This is a genomic window from Psychrobacillus sp. Z16_25 (assembly GCF_056856695.1).
This window is the reverse complement of sequence record NZ_JBXEOV010000001.1, coordinates 150,888-169,067: the sequence shown is the minus strand read 5'-3', so window position 1 is coordinate 169,067 and position 18,180 is coordinate 150,888. Positions and strand designations below refer to the sequence as shown.

Here is an 18,180-nt window from a genome sequence, read left to right as displayed (position 1 = left end):
ATAATGTCGTCTCCTTAAATGAAATGTAAAAAGTTTAGTAATGGTATCACGAAAAGAAGACTATCAAATCTATCTAATATACCACCGTGACCAGGTAATAGCTTCCCTGAATCCTTCACATGGTAATGTCTTTTAATCGCTGATTCAACCAAATCTCCTAGCTGACCAAATACAGAGGCAACGACTGTCACCACTATTAACATTAGATAAGAATCTGTTAAAGGGTGAATCCACTGAAAAATTAAGGCAGTGATTAGCGCCCAAATAATTCCGCCGAAAAAGCCCTCCACTGTTTTGTTTGGAGATATTTCCGGCCAAAGCTTCCGTTTCCCAAGCTTTCTACCTGTAAAATAAGCACCAGAGTCGGTTGTCCATACAATTAGGAGTGCATAAATTACGTATGCTAGTCCTCCTTCTATTCTTGTTTCTATGAAATAATAAAAGCCAATTCCTACATACAGTGTCCCAAGGATGATATAGGAAGCATCATCAAAGTGGAAGTGATTTTTCTTTAACACTGTATAAATAAGAACCAGGAAAACAGCAACAAATAGCCATTCCATTTTTGTATGGGTAGTTAGCTCATATAAATTATCTGCTAATGAACTTGGCAGTAATAACAGAAATAACAATAAGAATGAAACGAGACTAGGAAAAGAAACGACCTTGATCCCCTTCATTCTCAGTACTTCATATAACCCTATCGAAGCGATCAAATAAGTAAAGACCGTAAACACGGGCCCACCAAGTAGGACGACTGGGAGAAAAACAGCTATTGCGGCTGCACCAGTCAATATTCTTGTCTTCAATTAATTTCTTCCCCCTTAAGACCACCATATCTTCGTTGTCTCTTTTGGTAGCTTTCAATGGCATCCATTAAGCTTTCTTCGTCAAAGTCTGGCCACAGTGTATCCGTGAAGCAAAACTCTGTATACGCAAGCTGCCACAGCATAAAGTTACTTAAACGAACCTCCCCGCTTGTTCTAATTAACAAGTCAGGATCTTTTAGATTCTTTGTCATTAAATAAGAGGAAATAAGATCCTCATTGATTGTTTCAGATTGTAGCTTTCCATCCTTCACATCATCTGCAATTTGCTTTACCGCTTGGACGATTTCGTCTCTGCTTCCATAATTTAAAGCAAAATTTAAGGTCATCCCATCATTTTTAGAGGTTTGCTCCATCGCTTTATATACCGCTCTTTTTGTATGCTCAGGTAGCGATTCTATATTTCCCATCATTTTCACTTGGATATTCAGTTCAGTGAGCTCAGGTAAATAAGTACCTAAAAATTCTTCTGGAAGCCTCATGAGGAATTCTACTTCCATTCTTGGTCTCTTCCAATTTTCCGTTGAAAATGCATAGAGAGTAAGTGTTTTTACTCCTACTTCGTTTGCAAATCGTGTAATTTTGCGTACCGTTTGCATCCCTTCATGATGTCCGGCAATTCTAGGCAATGATCTTTTCTTTGCCCATCTTCCATTCCCGTCCATAATAATGGCGATATGCTCGGGAATTTCTTCCTTTTGCGCTTTCTCTATCCGTTCTTTTATTTGTGCACTTATCGTTTTGTTTTTTTTACGAATAAGATTTTTTAGCATATACTAACCCCCACATTAGACCTTCTCCGGACATATATAACTATCATATCAAAATAAACCAAATATAAAAAGGCGTCCTACCAAAAGGACGCCTTTTTAACATAAAGGTTCAAATTATCAAGCCAGCCTTTTTTAGTATCATATACCTTTTAGCAGGGCCTGTCATTCTTCAGCTGATGAAATATATCAGTAAAAGTCTTTTCGCAGGTTATACTTATACGTCTAGGATTTCTTTTTCTTTATCCTTTGTAATGGAATCGATTTTTTCAATATTTGTATCAGTCAGCTTTTGAACATCTTCTGTGTATCCTCTTAACTCGTCCTCTGTGATTTCTCCAGCTTTTTCAAGCTTTTTCAAATCATCATTTGCATCACGACGAATGTTGCGGATGTTTACTTTCGCTTCTTCCGCCTCTTTTTTTACTTGCTTCACTAAGTCCTTACGGCGCTCTTCTGTTAAAGCAGGGATTGCGATACGAATGACAGAGCCATCATTTGTCGGTGTAATTCCAAGATCCGACTTCATGATTGCTTTTTCGATATCCCCTAGAATTGTTTTATCATAAGGCTGAATTACTAGAAGTCTTGCTTCTGGAACTGAAATACCAGCCATTTGGTTGATAGGTGTCGGCGCACCATAATAATCAACGGTAATCTTATCGAGTAAAGAGGCACTTGCACGCCCAGCTCTAATAGAGGCAAGCTCTCTCGTATACACCTGAATCGTTTTGGCCATTTTTTCTTTTGTTTGCTCCAATACTTGTTTCGGCATTATGAATTCCTCCTCACGACTGTTCCGATTGATTCCCCAATAACAGCCCTTTTTATATTACCTTTTTCCATAATAGAGAATACAATAAGTGCAATATCATTGTCCATACATAACGTGGAAGCAGTTGAGTCCATTACTTGCAGTCCTTGTTGAATAACCTCAATAAAGGATAGCTCGTCATACTTTACTGCGTTCTTATCTGTTTTTGGATCAGCTGAATATACACCGTCTACGTTGTTTTTTGCCATCAGAATGACATCCGCTTCAATCTCTGCTGCACGAAGTGCTGCTGTAGTATCAGTAGAGAAGTAAGGATTTCCTGTTCCTGCTGCAAAGATTACAACTCGTTTCTTTTCTAAGTGACGGATAGCTTTTCGTCTTATGTATGGCTCTGCTACCTGTCTCATTTCAATAGAAGATTGAACTCTCGTCTCAATCCCTAATTTCTCCAAAGAATCTTGAAGTGCCAAGGAATTCATAACGGTGGCAAGCATGCCCATATAGTCAGCTGTTGCTCGGTCCATGCCCATTTCGCTGCCAATCTTTCCGCGCCAGATGTTGCCTCCACCTACGACTACCGCTACTTCCACTCCAAGCTCTACTACTTCCTTCACTTGTTCTGCAACGGATTTAATGATTTGAGGAGAAAGTCCGAAGCCTTTTTCTCCCGCTAACGCTTCGCCACTTAGCTTTAAAACGATTCTATTGTATTGTGGTGTGCTCATAGGTATCCTCCATCTCTTTTCTTGAAAAATAGGGAACACAAAATAGTGCTCCCTAGTGATTACTTTATATCCGGATAACTAATTCCTTAGTTCCCTTTAATTATTAGTTACCTTTAACTTGGTTCATTACTTCTTCAGCAAAGTTATCTTCACGTTTTTCAATACCTTCACCTACAGCATAGCGAGTGAATGATACTAGTTTACCACCAGTTGACTCAACAAATGCACGTACTTTTTGGTCAGGGTTTTTAACGAAAGATTGATCTAATAAGCACACTTCTTCGAAATATTTACCAAGGCGGCCTTCTACCATTTTCGCAACGATGTTTTCTGGCTTACCTTCGTTTAATGCTTGTTCAGTTAACACTTTACGCTCACGCTCTACTTCTTCAGCAGAAACTTCATCACGAGTGATGTAAGTTGGGTTTAAAGCAGCGATATGCATTGCAACATCTTTCGCAGCCTGCTCGTCTGTAGAACCTTCAAGCACTGTTAATACTCCAATGCGTCCACCCATGTGTAGGTATGGTCCGAATGCATCTGCATCAGTTTTTGTTTCAATAACAAAACGACGAAGAGTAATTTTTTCTCCAATTTTCGCTACAGCATTAGAAATTAAGTTATCTACAGTAGTACCTTCTTCGATTGTAGAAGCTAATGCTTCTTCAACTGAAGCTGGCTCAGTTGCTAATAGGTGAGTAGCAACTTTTTTCACTAGCTCTTGGAATGCTTCGTTTTTCGCAACAAAGTCTGTTTCAGCATTCATTTCTAATAATACTGCTTTGTTTCCTTCTACTTGAATGAAAGTAGTACCTTCTGCCGCAATACGGTCAGCTTTTTTAGCTGCTGAAGATAATCCTTTTTCACGTAAAAAGTCGATTGCTGCTTCTAAATCACCGTTTGTTTCAACAAGTGCTTTTTTGCAATCCATCATTCCTGCGCCAGTTTTTTCACGTAATTCTTTTACCATTTGTGCTGTAACTGCCATTATAAAATTCCTCCTAGAACATTTAATATCCATTTCTCAAAAAAAGGTGATAAGTGGTTGGTCCGCTTATCACCTGTACTTACATGTCTTACTCAGCAGCAACTTCAGCTGGAGCTACTTCGTCTTCACCTTGTCTTGCTTCAAGTAATGCATCCGCCATTTTAGCTGTTAATAATTTAACCGCACGGATTGCATCGTCGTTTGCAGGGATTACATAGTCGATTTCATCTGGATCACAGTTTGTATCAACGATTCCTACGATAGGGATGTTCAATTTGCGAGCTTCCGCAACTGCAATACGCTCTTTACGTGGGTCTACAACGAACATAACATCTGGAATAGCTTTCATGTCACGGATACCGCCTAAGAATTTAACTAGACGCTCGTGCTCTTTTTTAAGTTGTACTACTTCTTTTTTAGGAAGTACAGAGAAAGTTCCGTCTTCTTCCATTTTTTCAATCGCTTTTAAGCGTGCTACACGCTTTTGGATTGTTCCGAAGTTAGTTAAAGTACCACCTAACCAACGTTGGTTGATGTAGTAGTTACCAGAACGCTCAGCTTCTTCTTTGATCGCTTCTTGCGCTTGTTTTTTCGTTCCAACAAATAGAACTTTCCCACCATCTTCGCCAACTTGACGCATGAAGTCATAAGCTTCTTCTAATTTCTTCACTGTTTTTGCTAGGTCGATGATGTAGATTCCGTTTCGCTCAACAAAAATGTATTTTTTCATTTTTGGGTTCCAACGGCGAGTTTGGTGACCAAAGTGTACACCAGCCTCAAGTAATTGTTTCATAGAGATTACTGACATGATATTTCCTCCTGATTTTGGTTTAGTCTTCCGCATTCATCATTTTTCGTCGGCTACTCCAGAGAGCACCTACCAACTCCATCAGAAATGCGTGTATATTCATACCGTATTGTACTATACCATACCTTTTTTATACTTTCAACTATTTATTCCCTAAATTTCAGGAAAAGCTCTACTTCCGTTTTCCCAATCTGCAGGAGTTTCGCTATTTCATCAATCGACATTCCTTTATCCTGATAATAAAGAACCTTTTCTTGCGTTGTTTCAGGCTCCGCCATTTTAGGTGTCTGCTTCATTTGAGTGTAAGTAGAAGCAGCTAGCTGCTTAGAAACATAGGTTTTAGGAAGAGGTTGCTTTGTTTCATGATTACTTTGCGAATCTATAGTTCTCTTTGGAGATTGACTTTTTGCATCCCTATTCAGCTCAGCCAATAACCGATCATTTTCATCCTTCATCTCTGCTAAATAAGCACTAATGGAGTTTTCTAGATTGTTCATCATACTCTCTTGTTTTCTTTCAAAATCTTGGAACTTAGATAGCTTTGTATATAGCAATGCGATGAAATAGAAGCTGATTATTTGTAGGATAAATAAAAACACTAGCATGATGGTCATTATAAGCTGCTCCTATCCATTAAAATCTACAAAGTTCCCCTTAAAGGGATGCTTAGAGTTCTTTGGTTGTTGCTTTTTTTTGTTTCGTTGCTGCTGGCCATTTTGTTGCTTTCTAGGATCTGAATCCTTAAACTTCGAGGTTTCGCTTGATTGAAGAACCGTTTCTCGGTTTCGCTCTAGCTGTCTCTCCGTCGCTTCCTGTGCATGTGCCTGACTAATAGTGCTTTGCTGCTGCAACTGCTCAGCTACCTTCCCTGCATCAAATGTTTTGGGAATGGCGATTTGTAATTCTACTCCTTTTAAGCTCATACTTCCGCCTCCTAAGAATTCAGCATTTCTGAAGCTAATAATTTTCGCAGCTTAAACAGTGCCTTGGAGTGAATTTGAGAAATTCGAGAAGTAGATAAGCCAAGCATTTCTCCAATTACGGTAAGTGTTAGCTCCTCCGTATAAAACAAACTTAGAACTAACTGCTCTTTTTCGTTTAAATGTTGGATCTGTTCAGCTAAATCGTGCAGGAGCTCTCGCTTCACTAGATGCTGCTCAGGTGTTCTCTGATTATCATCTCGGATAACAAAGGATTTACTATCAGTCTCTTCGTTATCCTGTAGCTGCTCGTCCATCGATAAGACGTTTGAAAAGAAGTTTTCTTGTACAGTTTGATAGACATCCTCTACCGGCATTTGAGTATAATCCGCTATTTCCTCTGGAGTTGCATGTCTCATCAGTTTTTGCTCTAGCGCTTCAATTTTTCCTTCTAATCGTTTTGCTTTCTCTCTCGATGACCTTGGCAGCCAGTCCTCTTTTCTTAAACCATCTATAATTGCTCCTCTAACCCGAAAAGAGGCATACGTATCAAATTTTAAGTCTCTCGATTGATCAAACTTATTTAGCGCATCAAAGAGCCCCATCATCCCTAAGCTTTTTAGCTCTTCTCTTGAAATGCTTTGTGGAATGCTAGCACCAATACGTTGGACATGATAAGTAACAAGGGGAGTGTATTTTCTCAGAAGCAAATCTCCAGCTTGAGGGTCCTTGCTTTCACTCCATTTTTTCCACAAGAGCTGCTCTTCTGCCGAATGTTGTTTTGACACAATTATCCTCCTTTCGCATTTTCCTGGTTTTCCCCATAACTTGGGGTTGATTTCCGTTCTGGCTGGACGCTTTCCTGGGGGCGCGGCTCCGGGACAACAGGATGTTGTTCAGGAAAACGTTGGCACACGATGTGCCGTTCTTAGTTTTCCATCTTGTTTCGTATGCTTCCGAAACAATTGGATTTTCCACACGGGTGCTCCTGTCGCTTCGCTTTCGTCGCAAATAAATTCGCTAATCCCCTAGGAGTCGCCAGCCGACACTTCAATCAAACATTTCTTATAGATCATCCCCAGCTTTTGGTGATAAACTATTTTTCTTACTCGATATCATTATTATACCAATTTATATACGAAAAAGGGAGGTCGAACGCGGCGACTCTCCCTTCCTCTGCTACTCGTTCAACATATTTTTAATAGCTTTCGCATATTCTTCTGATGTTATTTCCTCATTAACTGGGTTACTCTGCATCTTTTCTCCTGCTTGTTCTGTAGTTTCATTTTTATCCTCTAGAATAAAAGATAGAATTCCTCTTACCAAAAAGGTAAGAAAAAAGACAACAATGGCAACAACAAAGGCAGTCGTAAGTATTCCTAGACCGGCAGTAAATGGGTAACAGCTAAGAAAATAAATAGTAAAAGCGAATAAAGCCGCCCAAAAATTAGAAAGTATTGAACCTACCATGTTATATTTCTCTCACTCCCTGATTGACAGTTCGTATATGTAAGAATCCCTTTGCAGGGTCGAATTCAATCGTTCGCCCGCTATTTCCCCCCGTGTCCTCCGCGATTAGAGGGATGGAATGTATTTTAAGTTGCACTTTTACCGCTTCTACATTCCTTGGACCAATTCTCATCGTCTCACTGCTGGAGGAAAAGGAAAACATTTGAGCGCCTCCAGCAATCTTCGCCTTTAAGCGAATAGGAATAACACCTTTTTGCTTTAATAAATCAATAAGTGCAGGAATTCCTGTATCCGCAAACTTTGCATGATTCAAGTTTTCCGTTCTTCCAAGACTGGATTCAGGCAACATTACGTGAACCATTCCGGCAATTTTTAGTCTTTCCTCATACAACACTACACCAACACAAGATCCAAGTCCGGAGGTTCTGATGGTATCAGGGGCTTGGATCACTTTCATGTCCGCTATCCCGACTTTTACCACTTGACCGGTAAGCTCTTGATTTCCCATGTCAATCGACTCCCAATGCCTGAAAGATTGTATGAAAGGAATCAGGCTCCGGCAGTAAGAAAAAGTGCCCTGTTACAGTTTCTCCAGTGAATGCCTCTTCATCACTTATTGTGGTATTGATGACGATAACAGAATCACTAACATGTGATATCTCCACCAGGCCAAAGCTGATGATGGCCCCTACCATGTCCACACTTAAAGCAGGGACAGTCGGAAAAATATGTAAGGAGGTAAAATCAGAGAGTGCTGAAAGATAGGAGCCAGAAAGAATATTACCTAGCTCCTGTAAAGCAGATGCTGCGATTTCCGAAACAGCACCTGTTTGAAAGTCAATCGTGTCGTCCTGTACTAGCTTTTGTATAAACCTGCTAGCCTGTTCGACAGGCAGGACAAAAAACATGCTTCCCTTTACATCTCCTTCAATACGTAGGTAGATACCCGCAACCACGCTCTCTGGCCCACCGGCTAGCTCCATCATATGATCAAACGATACCATTTCAACCTTTGGAACGTTCATCTCAATTCTCTTATTCAATAAAGTGGAAAGTGCAGTAGCGGCGTGGGCCGCACCAATATTGCCAATCTCCTTTAAAATGTCTAGATGCATGGAGGTAATGTTGTTCTCGTACATCTTATTCACCATTTCCATTCACATGCAAAATAGTGGGTAAATGTAAATGAATCAATAACCGTTTTTCTATTTTAGTTACACCAGCGATGAAGGCTTGTTCTACACCACCAACGACCTCAGGCTGTGGTTCAATCAATTCATCGGGTATATCTAACACATCGTTAGCAGCATCTACAATCAACCCAACATTCTTTTCCTCCGATGAGATGATGATAATTCGAGTTGCCTCTGTAATTTTACTTTTCTCTAAGCCTAGCAGTATTTTCAGATCAATGATTGGCGTTACCACCCCTCGGAGATTGACAACTCCCATTACATGGGAAGGTGTGTTTGGAACTCTGGTGATGTCCATCATTTTTTCGATCCCCTGCACTTGGCTTACCGGAACAACGTACTCATTATCTGCTAGCTGGAAAACAACAAACTTCTTACTTTCTGTACTTGTAGTCTGTGTCATGCTTTATACCTCCTCTCTACTTAATTAATGCGTTACAGTCGATAATAAGTGCCACTTTTCCGTTACCTAAAATCGTTGCTCCAGATATAGCAAAGACACTGGATAAGTAACCACCGAGTGATTTTAAAACGACCTCTTGCTGACCAATAAAGGAGTCTACCACCAAACCAGCCATCTTATCTCCTTTTCGAACTAACACGACAGAGAGGAATTGATCCTCCTCCTTGGCATTTGGTACTTCTAATACCTCCTCCAAATAGACTAGTGGCACTACCTTCCCTCTAAAATCTATTACCTTCTGATTATGTCCATTTAAGATATCAGATTTACGTATAATTGCGGTTTCAATAATAGAAGACAATGGAACAGCATAAATTTCCTCTCCAATTTCCACGAGCATGACAGAAATAATGGATAGAGTTAATGGCAGCTGAATAGAGAATAGCGAGCCTTTTCCTTCTGTGGAGGAAATGTCCATCGTACCACCAAGAGATTCAATGGTAGTCTTTACCACATCTAGCCCTACTCCTCGGCCAGAAACATCTGAAATAACCTCAGCAGTAGAGAACCCGGAGGACATGATCAGCTCTGCTACTTGTTTGTCCGATAACGACGCCGCCGTATCCGCTTTGATGATATTTTTGGCAATGGCTTTTTTTAATACTCTCTCCCTATTAATCCCAGCTCCGTCATCTTCAATTTCAATGAAGACATGATTGCCACTATGATAAGCTCTTAAGACAACCGTTCCTTCTTCTGGTTTTCCATTTGCCTTCCGAACCTCTGGGCTTTCAATACCATGATCTAAGGAGTTACGAATTAAGTGGACAAGCGGGTCGCCAATTTCATCAATCACTGTGCGATCTAGCTCTGTCTCTGCCCCAATAATCTGCAGGTTAATTTTTTTATTCAAATCACGGGCAAGCTGTCGAACCATTTTAGGGAATCGATTAAACACAGTATCTACTGGTACCATTCGCATGTTTAAAATAATGTTTTGTAGATCACCAGTGATTCTTGCCATTCTTTCTACCGTTTCATCTAACTCACTATCCTTTAGGTTGTTGGATATAGATTGTAGACGACCTCTGTCGATGACTAATTCCTCAAATAAATTCATAAGGATATCTAAGCGTTCAATATTCACTCGGATTGTTTTACTTGCTGCCGCCGAAACAGTCCTAGAAGAGGATCTATCTTCCTTTTTCACCACATTCTGATCTGCTTCCACTGCCTGTGCATCTTGTTGTTCTATTTCTTTCTTCAATAATTCCTCGTTTTGACGAAGCTTCAGCTGATCCAAGGTCACCTCTAATACGAACACCTCTGTTACTTCCGAAACTTTTAACAGCTTTTGCTGCAGGTTCTCCTTCGTTTCTGTTGTAACGAAGGCTACAAAGAATTGATTGTCAAAGTCCTCATTCTCGAGCCTTTCAACCGGCGGAGAAGATTTGATGACCTCTCCCATTTTTTCTAGCAGCTCGAATACCATGTAAACCCGAGCAGCCTTAAGTAGGCAATCATCTCGAAGCGTCACGGCTATTTCATATGTATAGAAGCTTTGCTCACCTGATTGTTGTATGACCGTCAACTCATAATCGTCGTAGGTTAACCAATTAGAGACTATGTTGCTTTTCGCAGGTGCTTCTTCCACGATAGTAGCTGCTGCTGGCACTGCTTCTCCGCTCTCGATTAGATGCAGCTGTTTAACTGTTTCCTCCACATCTAGCTTGCCGTCCCCACCGCCTGCAATGTCCAAAACCATTTCCTCCAGCTGATCCACTGCCACAAATACGACATCTAACAGCTCCGTTGTAACCTCTAATCGCAAGTTCCTTATTTCATCTAAGACGTTCTCGAGTTTATGAGTTAGGTTTGCAATATCCTCATAGCCCATCGTCGCGGACATTCCCTTTAGGGTATGTGCAGAACGAAAAATTTCATTCACGATGGAAATATCTGCCGGATTTTTTTCTAGTTCTAATAAATTCTCATTACACGCTTGCAAATGCTCTTTACTCTCATCAATGAACATCTCTAAATATTGATTTGTATCCATTTTGACACCCCTTCAAGGCAAATATTGAATAATTGAATTTGCGATTCTTTCTAAATCTACTACTTCATTTACTAGCTGCGTTTCTACTGCCGCCTTGGGCATTCCGTAAACGATTGCAGTATTTGCGGACTCTGCTATTGCAACAACGTTACCGTGCTCGTTTAATTGGACAAGGCCCTTGGAGCCGTCAGAGCCCATTCCCGTCATGATGACAGCAATTTTATTAAAGTCATGAAGCTTACTAACATTCTCAAATAACACATCTACTGATGGGCGATGTCCACCACGAGGAGGTTCCTGGTTATCAAGCTCGATAGTGAAGGTAGGACCCATCTTTCGAACTTTCATGTGGTAGCCACCTGGTGCAATATATACATGCCCGTCGGATAAAATGTCCCCTTGCTCTGCTTCCTTCACCTCCATATCAGACAGCTGATTTAGTCTGGTTGCCAACGATTTCGTAAAGCCTGCCGGCATATGTTGGACAATTAAAATAGGTGCTTGGATAGTGCTTGGAAGTCTACACAGAACCTCTTGAAGAGCCCTGGGACCCCCTGTAGAAGTTCCAATCAGTACGAGCTTCTTGCTACTTTTATTCCACCCACTAGATTTAACTGGATTTGGAAGTGTAGGCTTCTCTGTTGGTTTCGAAAACGATACCGGTTTCTTCACCTTTTGAATGGGTACATTCGCCGCGTGAATCACTTTTTCCACTAGCTCATCTTTTATTTTTTCCAAATCAAGCGAAATGGTCCCACTCGGCTTTGCCACGAAGTCTATTGCACCAACTTCTATAGCCCTAAGCGTATTTTCTGTCCCCCTGCTAGTCGTACTGGAAAGCATGACCACAGGGACTGGAGTGATGGCCATAATTTGACGTACTGCCTCAATCCCATCCATCTCTGGCATTTCAACATCCATCGTCACTACATCTGGTTTCCATAGCTTGATCTTTTGGATTGCGTCCCTTCCATTTCTGGCGATACCTACAACCTCTACCAGGTCATTTCCTTTAAAAAAATCACCGATAAGCTTTCGCATAAATGCGGAGTCATCTACTATTAATAGCTTTTTCTTCCTAGCATTCAATGTTCTCACGACCTTCCAAATAAGCTTCTTAACCGTGTGATAAATTTGCTTTGCTTTGGATACTCTTCTTCCATTTGAACATCGGTGAATTTGCTGACTATTCCATTTAGCGCTTTTGTTATCTCTGCATGTGGAAAAGCAATAGAAAATGGTACCTGCTGCTGGACAGCTTTTCTCACGTGTGAATCCTCTGGCAAAGAGCCGAGAATGGTAATCTCTTTTGATAAGAATCTTTCCATCGCAAGCTGCAGTCTAGCCACTGTTTCTCTTCCCTCTTCCTTCGAGAAAGCCCGATTACAAAGTAAGTAGAAATGTTTATCTGCATCTTTATGGTAGATAAATTTCATCATCGAATAGGCATCTGTGATTGAAGTAGGTTCGGCAGTTGTTAATACGATGATGTCATCCACTGCTACTAGCAAATCTAATGTTTGAGGGGTAGCACCTGCCCCCATGTCAAATAAAATATAGTCATAGTTTCGTTGAAGGTATTCAAAGGCTTCGATCAACCGATGGAACATATCCTCTGTCCAATCCATTACACCATTTAAACCAGACCCTCCAGAAATATATTGGAGATGATTCGGTCCCTCATACATCACTTGCTCTAAAGAACACATTCCCACCAAATAATCCCTTAAGTTTTTAGGAGCTGTTTTCCCTAGAAGGATGTGGATATTTCCCATTCCAATATCCATGTCGATTAATACTACTTTTTTTCCGAGGCTACTAAGGGTTGTAGTGAAGTTTGTAGAAAAGTTACTTTTCCCTACGCCCCCTTTTCCACTGACAACTGCAATAGAACGACCAAGTCTGCTTTCATTACGAAGCATGCGTAATCTTAATTCTTCCGCTTGATCTCTCATGATTGCAGCCCCTTCAACAACATATCTATTACTTTTTTAGGGGTTCCATCCCCAATATCCTCCGGGACTTCTTGACCATCTGTATAGTAAGCAAGTCCTTTCTTATATTTAACCATTAAATTGATTAGGGAGCCAACAGAATTTGTTTCATCTAGTTTTGTAAAAATCAGCTTTTCAATTGGAAAATGCTGAAATTGCTTGATAATACTCTCCATATCTCTTTCTTTAGAGGTGGAGGACAGCACTAAAAAGGTTTCCGAATCATGCTTAACATCTACGAGAGACTCAAGGTCCTCCACAAATTTTTGTTCCTTATAATTACGGCCAGCAGTATCGACAAAGACAATGTCCAAATGTGCGAACTTTTCAGTTGCTGCTTTCAGGTCAGCTTCGTTGTAAATGATTTCGATTGGAGCTTGTAGAAGACCGGCATAAGTTTTAAGCTGTTCGATGGCCGCGATACGATAAGTATCCGTAGTGATAAAGCCAATCTTTTTCTTTTTCTCTAATACAGCTCTAGCCGCTATTTTGGCTATAGTGGTCGTCTTCCCTACACCGGTCGGACCTAGAACGTTAATATATTTCTTTTGATACGTAATGCCACCGAAGGAAAGATCTGCGAGCTGCTGAAGTAAGATTCTTTCTACTCCAGCTGCAAGCTCCTGAAAAGAGAGCTCTTGCTTTTTGGAAAGCACAAAAAGCTCATCACTAACTGTTGTGATAAGCTCTTCTGCTAACTCCTGCTCCTTCAAGTAATGAATAAGGTTCTTCATTTCCTGTGGATACTGCTGTTCAAAAGAGGGTCTTTGAATGGATTTAAGCATAATTTTAAGATCTTCCAGCTCTTTTTTTATTTCCAAAGAGCCATCCGATGTTTGCTGTGGGGGGGAAGGTAATGGCTCCCCAGAAGGCTTATAAAAATCCTGCTGTGTATCCATCCCAGCTACCACTTCAATTGACTTTTTCTTAAACATGCCTAAAAACCCTTTGGAATAAATAGCCTTTTGACTCATTATAATGGCGTCGTCTCCAAGTTCCTTACGGATTAGCTTCATCGCCTCCGGAAGGCTAGCAGCTACAAATTTTTTCATTTTCAATCTACATTCACCACCCCAACGCTTTGTACTTCAATGGAATTTTCCAATTCATTGTAGGAGAGAATTGGAACCTGTGGAAAATATCTCTCCGTCATTTGCCTGATATACATCCGAACTGCTGGAGAGCATAGAACAATTGGAGACTGCTCCATGAGAGACACTCGCTCTATTTCTCTAGCCATTGATTCTAAGATTACTTGAGAATCATTTGGGTCAATGGACAAGTAATTTCCGTGCTCTGTTTGCTGGATACTGTCTGCAACTAATTTTTCAACGCGACCTGATACAGTTAACACCTTTAAAACAGAGCCATTGATTGCATATTGTGTTGTAATCTGCTTTGCAAGTGACTGTCTAGTATATTCTGTTAATACATCTACGTCGGAAGTCAGCTTCGAGTAATCTGCCAATGTTTCAAATATAATAGGTAGATTTCGAATAGATACACGCTCCCTTAACAGATTGCCGAGTACCTTTTGAATCTCTCCAATTGATAGAGGCGTCGGTGTCAGCTCATCCACAAGGATAGGGGAGCTTTCTCGAATATGATCTATCAGCTGCTTCGTTTCTTGTCTTCCCAGTAAATCGTGTGCATTATTTCGAATAATTTCAGTCATATGGGTCGATACAACACTAGGAGGATCTACCACTGTGTATCCTAGTATTTCTGCATCCTCTTTGACAGATTCCGTTATCCACTTCGCAGGCAGCCCGAAGGAAGGCTCAATGGTATCAATTCCTTCAATCGTATCATCATCGCCAGGGCTCATCGCTAGATAATGATCAAGCAGCAGCTCTCCCCTTGCCATTTCATTGCCTTTTATCTTAATGCGGTACTCATTTGGCTGTAGCTGAATATTATCTCTAATTCGAACGACCGGGATGACAATTCCCAGCTCCAATGCAAGCTGTCTTCGAATCATTACTACTCTATCCAGCAAATCTCCGCCTTGTGCTGTATCCACTAACGGAATTAATCCATAGCCAAACTCAAATTCTATCGGATCTACATTTAATAAATTAATAACATTTTCAGGACTCTTCATGTTGTCTGTTGCAGCCTCTTCTTCAAACTCTTCCAGCTCTATAGGATCCTGCTTACTGTTTTTGCCCATCATATAAGCCCCTACCGCTAAAGCGATAGCTATCGGGAAAGTAAGGATTATACCGATTGGAGTAACGACACCTAAAAGAGCAATCGTAACAGCACCTACGTACAATAATTTCGGTTGCGAAAGAAGCTGTCCAGTAATATCACTACCTAGGTTTCCTTCTGACGCAGCTCTTGTTACTACGATACCCGTTGCAGTAGAAATTAAAAGTGCTGGTATTTGAGATACCAAGCCATCTCCTACAGTCAACGTAGAGAATTGCACAGCAGCTTCGGCAAATGGCATGCCCATTTGGACAACACCAATGATCATTCCAGCGATAAGATTGATCAGCACCATAATAATACCGGCGATTGCATCTCCTTTTACGAACTTTGTCGCCCCATCCATCGCACCATAGAAATCGGCTTCTCTACTTACTTTCTCTCGTCGCTCTCTAGCTTCTCGCTCCGAAATCATTCCGGCGTTCAAGTCAGCGTCTATACTCATTTGTTTCCCTGGCATTGCATCTAATGTAAATCGTGCAGCTACCTCAGAAACACGCTCTGAACCTTTTGTAATAACTAGAAACTGGATAATAACTAAAATCGCAAATACTACTAAACCTACTACGATATTGCCACCGGTTACGAATGTACCAAATGTCTCTACAACTTTTCCCGCATCTCCTTCCGAAAGAATTGCACGAGTAGTAGAAACATTTAATCCTAAACGAAACAAGGTAACGATTAGTAACAAAGGTGGAAACACAGAAAACTCAAGCGCTTCCTTCATATTCATTGCCGTCATAAGAATGAGCAGCGCAATGGTAATATTGACAATAATTAAGAAGCTCAATAACCAATGTGGAAGTGGGATAACCAGCATTGCCACTATAGATATGACACCAGCTAAAACAGCTATATCGCGGATTTGCATTACCTTCCACCTCTATCTTTTTCATTAAATTTTTTGTTTAATTCGATACACATACGCTAAAACCTCTGCTACTGCCTTAAAGAATTCATCAGGAATTCTTTGGCCAATCTCTACTTGATCATACATCGCCCTAGCCAAAGGTCGGTTTTCTACCATGACCACATCATGCTCTTTTGCAATCATCTTAATCTTCTGAGCCACAAAATCCGCTCCCTTTGCTACCACAATGGGAGCGTCCATTGAGTTATCATCATACTTTAAGGCAATTGCAAAGTGAGTGGGATTGGTGATGACAACATCTGCATTTGGGATTTCCTGCATCATCCGTCTCATCGCCATTTCTCGTTGTCGCTGCCTTATACGAGATTTGATTATCGGATCCCCTTCGGTATTTTTGTGTTCATCCTTTATATCCTGCTTGGACATCTTTAGATTTTTTTCATAGTCATATCTTTGATAAAAATAATCAAGGACTGAGATGAACAAAAGAACAAAAGAAGCAGCTATCCCCATCATCCCTGTTAACCAACCAACTGTAGATAGGATATCCCAAGGAGTTTTAAAGGAAAGAGACAAAACCTGTTCTAGATTCATCCAAATAATAAGGGCTGTAACAGAGCCTATAAAGGCTATTTTCAAAATAGATTTTAAAAGCTCTATTATAGCCCTCATAGAAAATATGCGTTTTAATCCTTTTATTGGATCAATCTTTTTCAAATCCAATTTAAGCGGCTCTGTTGTAAATAAAAGACCAAATTGAAAGAAATTAGCTGCGATCGCTGCAATGACTGCCACCGCCATTATAGGTAACAAAATAACTGCAATTTCCATTAGTAAATCTTTATAAATCTCAATGGTGGTATCAATTGTCAACGAATCCATTAGCATGTAACTATTAAATGTTATATCGAAGAAAGAGAAGATCTCTGAGCGCAAAAAGCCGCTAAAGAAAAAGAGAAACAAAAAAACAGCTAGTAGCACAAAAGCACTTGTTACATCCTGGCTCTTTAAGACCTGCCCTTTCTTTCGAGAATCGAGTCTCTTCTTAGGCGTAGCTTTTTCTGTTTTTTCTCCGGCAAAATACTGTAAATCTAATCGGAGCAACTCCAAATTAGCCACCACCTAAAATTATCATTAAATCTCGCATGCTAAACATCATAATCTCAAACATTTTCTGCATAACAGCTATCAGCACGCCCATCATCACCAACAAAACGATGAAGCTCACACCGATTTTTATAGGAAATCCGACTACGAAGATATTTAGCTGAGGCACCGTTCTGGCTGTAATACCAAGTGCAATATCCACTAGAAAAAGAGTTGCAACGATTGGAATAGACATTTGAAAGGCAACTGCAAATATTCCGGCAAATGTTTTTGCAATAAACTCTGCATAATTGCCTCCAAACGCTGGCCATCCTGCATCCAATGGCATGAATTGATAGCTATAAAATATTCCATCGAGGAGCAGATGATGGCCATTTATTGCTAATAGCAAAAGTAAAGCAATCGTATTAAAGAATTGTCCGACTAAGGGACTCTGTGCTCCAGTCTGTGGGTCAATCACATTGGCAATCGCAAAACCCATTTGAAAATCAATAAATCCACCAGCGATTTGAATCGCCGACATAATGATAAAAGCAAGTAGACCAATCAGTAATCCAACCAGTACCTCTTTTATGATAAGCATCATGTAATCACCATTAATCTCAAATGGTGGATGATCGAAGCTATAATACATCATCCAAGATAGAAGCACCGCAAACGCAATACGATGATTTGCCGGTATTGTTCTATGAGAGAATAAAGGAAGCGTTACAAAGAATGCTGATACTCTGGCGATAATTAATAACAAAACAGTAAAATTAGGTAATATTTCTTCCATACTGATCAACCTATGTATCTAACTAAATTTTCGAAGATGTCTGCAGCATACGTTGTTACTTGAGAAAGCATCCAAGGGCCAAAAAATACGATTGCCACTAATACAGCCACAATCTTTGGAACAAAGGCAAGCGTTTGCTCTTGAATTTGGGTGGTTGCTTGAAAAATACTCACGATAAGACCTGTAACCAATGCAACTAAAAGTAAAGGACCTGAAGCTAGTAGAATAATCCAGATAGCTCTCTCTGCAATTGCAATTACCATTTCACTATTCAT

21 protein-coding genes are annotated in these 18,180 nt (G+C 40.3%); all 21 read right to left on the bottom strand.

What is annotated here, in order from left to right; all coding sequences use genetic code 11:
- Window positions 1-14: 14 nt before the first annotated feature.
- Complete coding sequence (locus tag AC1VU3_RS00835) at window positions 15-809, bottom strand: phosphatidate cytidylyltransferase (RefSeq protein ID WP_480388266.1); 795 nt, start codon at window positions 807-809, stop codon at window positions 15-17.
- Window positions 806-1,600 carry an isoprenyl transferase gene (locus tag AC1VU3_RS00830; protein WP_480388265.1) on the bottom strand — a complete coding sequence of 265 codons (795 nt, stop codon included), beginning with the start codon at window positions 1,598-1,600 and terminating at the stop codon, window positions 806-808. The genes AC1VU3_RS00835 and AC1VU3_RS00830 overlap by 4 nt, the downstream gene beginning before the upstream one ends.
- Before the next feature lie 214 nt (window positions 1,601-1,814).
- Window positions 1,815-2,372, bottom strand: a complete 558-nt coding sequence (frr, locus tag AC1VU3_RS00825) for a ribosome recycling factor (protein WP_480388264.1) — start codon at window positions 2,370-2,372, stop codon at window positions 1,815-1,817.
- The gene (gene pyrH, locus AC1VU3_RS00820; protein WP_480388263.1) at window positions 2,372-3,097 is read right to left on the bottom strand and encodes a UMP kinase; all 726 of its coding nucleotides are present in this window, start codon (window positions 3,095-3,097) and stop codon (window positions 2,372-2,374) included. Before pyrH ends, frr begins: the two co-directional genes overlap by 1 nt.
- A gap of 103 nt (window positions 3,098-3,200) precedes the next feature.
- Window positions 3,201-4,085 (bottom strand): translation elongation factor Ts, encoded by an 885-nt coding sequence (gene tsf / locus AC1VU3_RS00815; protein ID WP_480388262.1) that lies wholly within the window; start codon window positions 4,083-4,085, stop codon window positions 3,201-3,203.
- Between the two features lie 88 nt (window positions 4,086-4,173).
- Window positions 4,174-4,893 carry a 30S ribosomal protein S2 gene (gene rpsB, locus AC1VU3_RS00810; protein ID WP_480388261.1) on the bottom strand — a complete coding sequence of 240 codons (720 nt, stop codon included), beginning with the start codon at window positions 4,891-4,893 and terminating at the stop codon, window positions 4,174-4,176.
- Window positions 4,894-5,039: 146 nt separating this feature from the next.
- A complete protein-coding gene (locus tag AC1VU3_RS00805) occupies window positions 5,040-5,507 on the bottom strand; it encodes a DUF6115 domain-containing protein (RefSeq protein ID WP_480388260.1) in 468 nt (155 codons plus the stop codon).
- A gap of 12 nt (window positions 5,508-5,519) precedes the next feature.
- A complete protein-coding gene (locus AC1VU3_RS00800; protein WP_480388259.1) occupies window positions 5,520-5,816 on the bottom strand; it encodes an RNA polymerase subunit sigma in 297 nt (98 codons plus the stop codon).
- Window positions 5,817-5,827: 11 nt separating this feature from the next.
- On the bottom strand, window positions 5,828-6,601 hold the full coding sequence (locus tag AC1VU3_RS00795) for a FliA/WhiG family RNA polymerase sigma factor (protein WP_482982462.1): 774 nt from the start codon (window positions 6,599-6,601) through the stop codon (window positions 5,828-5,830).
- Window positions 6,602-6,992: 391 nt separating this feature from the next.
- On the bottom strand, window positions 6,993-7,283 hold the full coding sequence (locus tag AC1VU3_RS00790) for a hypothetical protein (protein WP_480388257.1): 291 nt from the start codon (window positions 7,281-7,283) through the stop codon (window positions 6,993-6,995).
- A gap of 1 nt (window position 7,284) precedes the next feature.
- The gene (locus tag AC1VU3_RS00785) at window positions 7,285-7,791 is read right to left on the bottom strand and encodes a chemotaxis protein CheD (protein ID WP_480388256.1); all 507 of its coding nucleotides are present in this window, start codon (window positions 7,789-7,791) and stop codon (window positions 7,285-7,287) included.
- Window position 7,792: 1 nt separating this feature from the next.
- The gene (locus tag AC1VU3_RS00780; protein WP_480388255.1) at window positions 7,793-8,434 is read right to left on the bottom strand and encodes a chemotaxis protein CheC; all 642 of its coding nucleotides are present in this window, start codon (window positions 8,432-8,434) and stop codon (window positions 7,793-7,795) included.
- Window positions 8,424-8,879 carry a chemotaxis protein CheW gene (locus tag AC1VU3_RS00775; protein WP_480388254.1) on the bottom strand — a complete coding sequence of 152 codons (456 nt, stop codon included), beginning with the start codon at window positions 8,877-8,879 and terminating at the stop codon, window positions 8,424-8,426. Before AC1VU3_RS00775 ends, AC1VU3_RS00780 begins: the two co-directional genes overlap by 11 nt.
- Before the next feature lie 16 nt (window positions 8,880-8,895).
- Window positions 8,896-10,938 carry a chemotaxis protein CheW gene (locus AC1VU3_RS00770; RefSeq protein ID WP_480388253.1) on the bottom strand — a complete coding sequence of 681 codons (2,043 nt, stop codon included), beginning with the start codon at window positions 10,936-10,938 and terminating at the stop codon, window positions 8,896-8,898.
- 12 nt (window positions 10,939-10,950) lie between these two features.
- A complete protein-coding gene (locus tag AC1VU3_RS00765; protein WP_482982461.1) occupies window positions 10,951-12,027 on the bottom strand; it encodes a protein-glutamate methylesterase/protein-glutamine glutaminase in 1,077 nt (358 codons plus the stop codon).
- A 5-nt stretch (window positions 12,028-12,032) separates the two neighbouring features.
- Complete coding sequence (locus tag AC1VU3_RS00760) at window positions 12,033-12,893, bottom strand: MinD/ParA family protein (RefSeq protein WP_480388252.1); 861 nt, start codon at window positions 12,891-12,893, stop codon at window positions 12,033-12,035.
- On the bottom strand, window positions 12,890-13,990 hold the full coding sequence (locus tag AC1VU3_RS00755) for a flagellar biosynthesis protein FlhF (RefSeq protein WP_480388251.1): 1,101 nt from the start codon (window positions 13,988-13,990) through the stop codon (window positions 12,890-12,892). The genes AC1VU3_RS00760 and AC1VU3_RS00755 overlap by 4 nt, the downstream gene beginning before the upstream one ends.
- Window positions 13,987-16,020, bottom strand: coding sequence for a flagellar biosynthesis protein FlhA (gene flhA, locus AC1VU3_RS00750; protein ID WP_480388250.1), 2,034 nt, complete (start codon window positions 16,018-16,020; stop codon window positions 13,987-13,989). The genes AC1VU3_RS00755 and flhA overlap by 4 nt, the downstream gene beginning before the upstream one ends.
- Before the next feature lie 24 nt (window positions 16,021-16,044).
- A complete protein-coding gene (gene flhB / locus AC1VU3_RS00745) occupies window positions 16,045-17,130 on the bottom strand; it encodes a flagellar biosynthesis protein FlhB (protein WP_482982460.1) in 1,086 nt (361 codons plus the stop codon).
- A 1-nt stretch (window position 17,131) separates the two neighbouring features.
- Window positions 17,132-17,905 (bottom strand): flagellar biosynthetic protein FliR, encoded by a 774-nt coding sequence (fliR, locus tag AC1VU3_RS00740; RefSeq protein WP_480388248.1) that lies wholly within the window; start codon window positions 17,903-17,905, stop codon window positions 17,132-17,134.
- A 5-nt stretch (window positions 17,906-17,910) separates the two neighbouring features.
- On the bottom strand, window positions 17,911-18,180 hold the full coding sequence (gene fliQ / locus AC1VU3_RS00735; RefSeq protein WP_480388247.1) for a flagellar biosynthesis protein FliQ: 270 nt from the start codon (window positions 18,178-18,180) through the stop codon (window positions 17,911-17,913).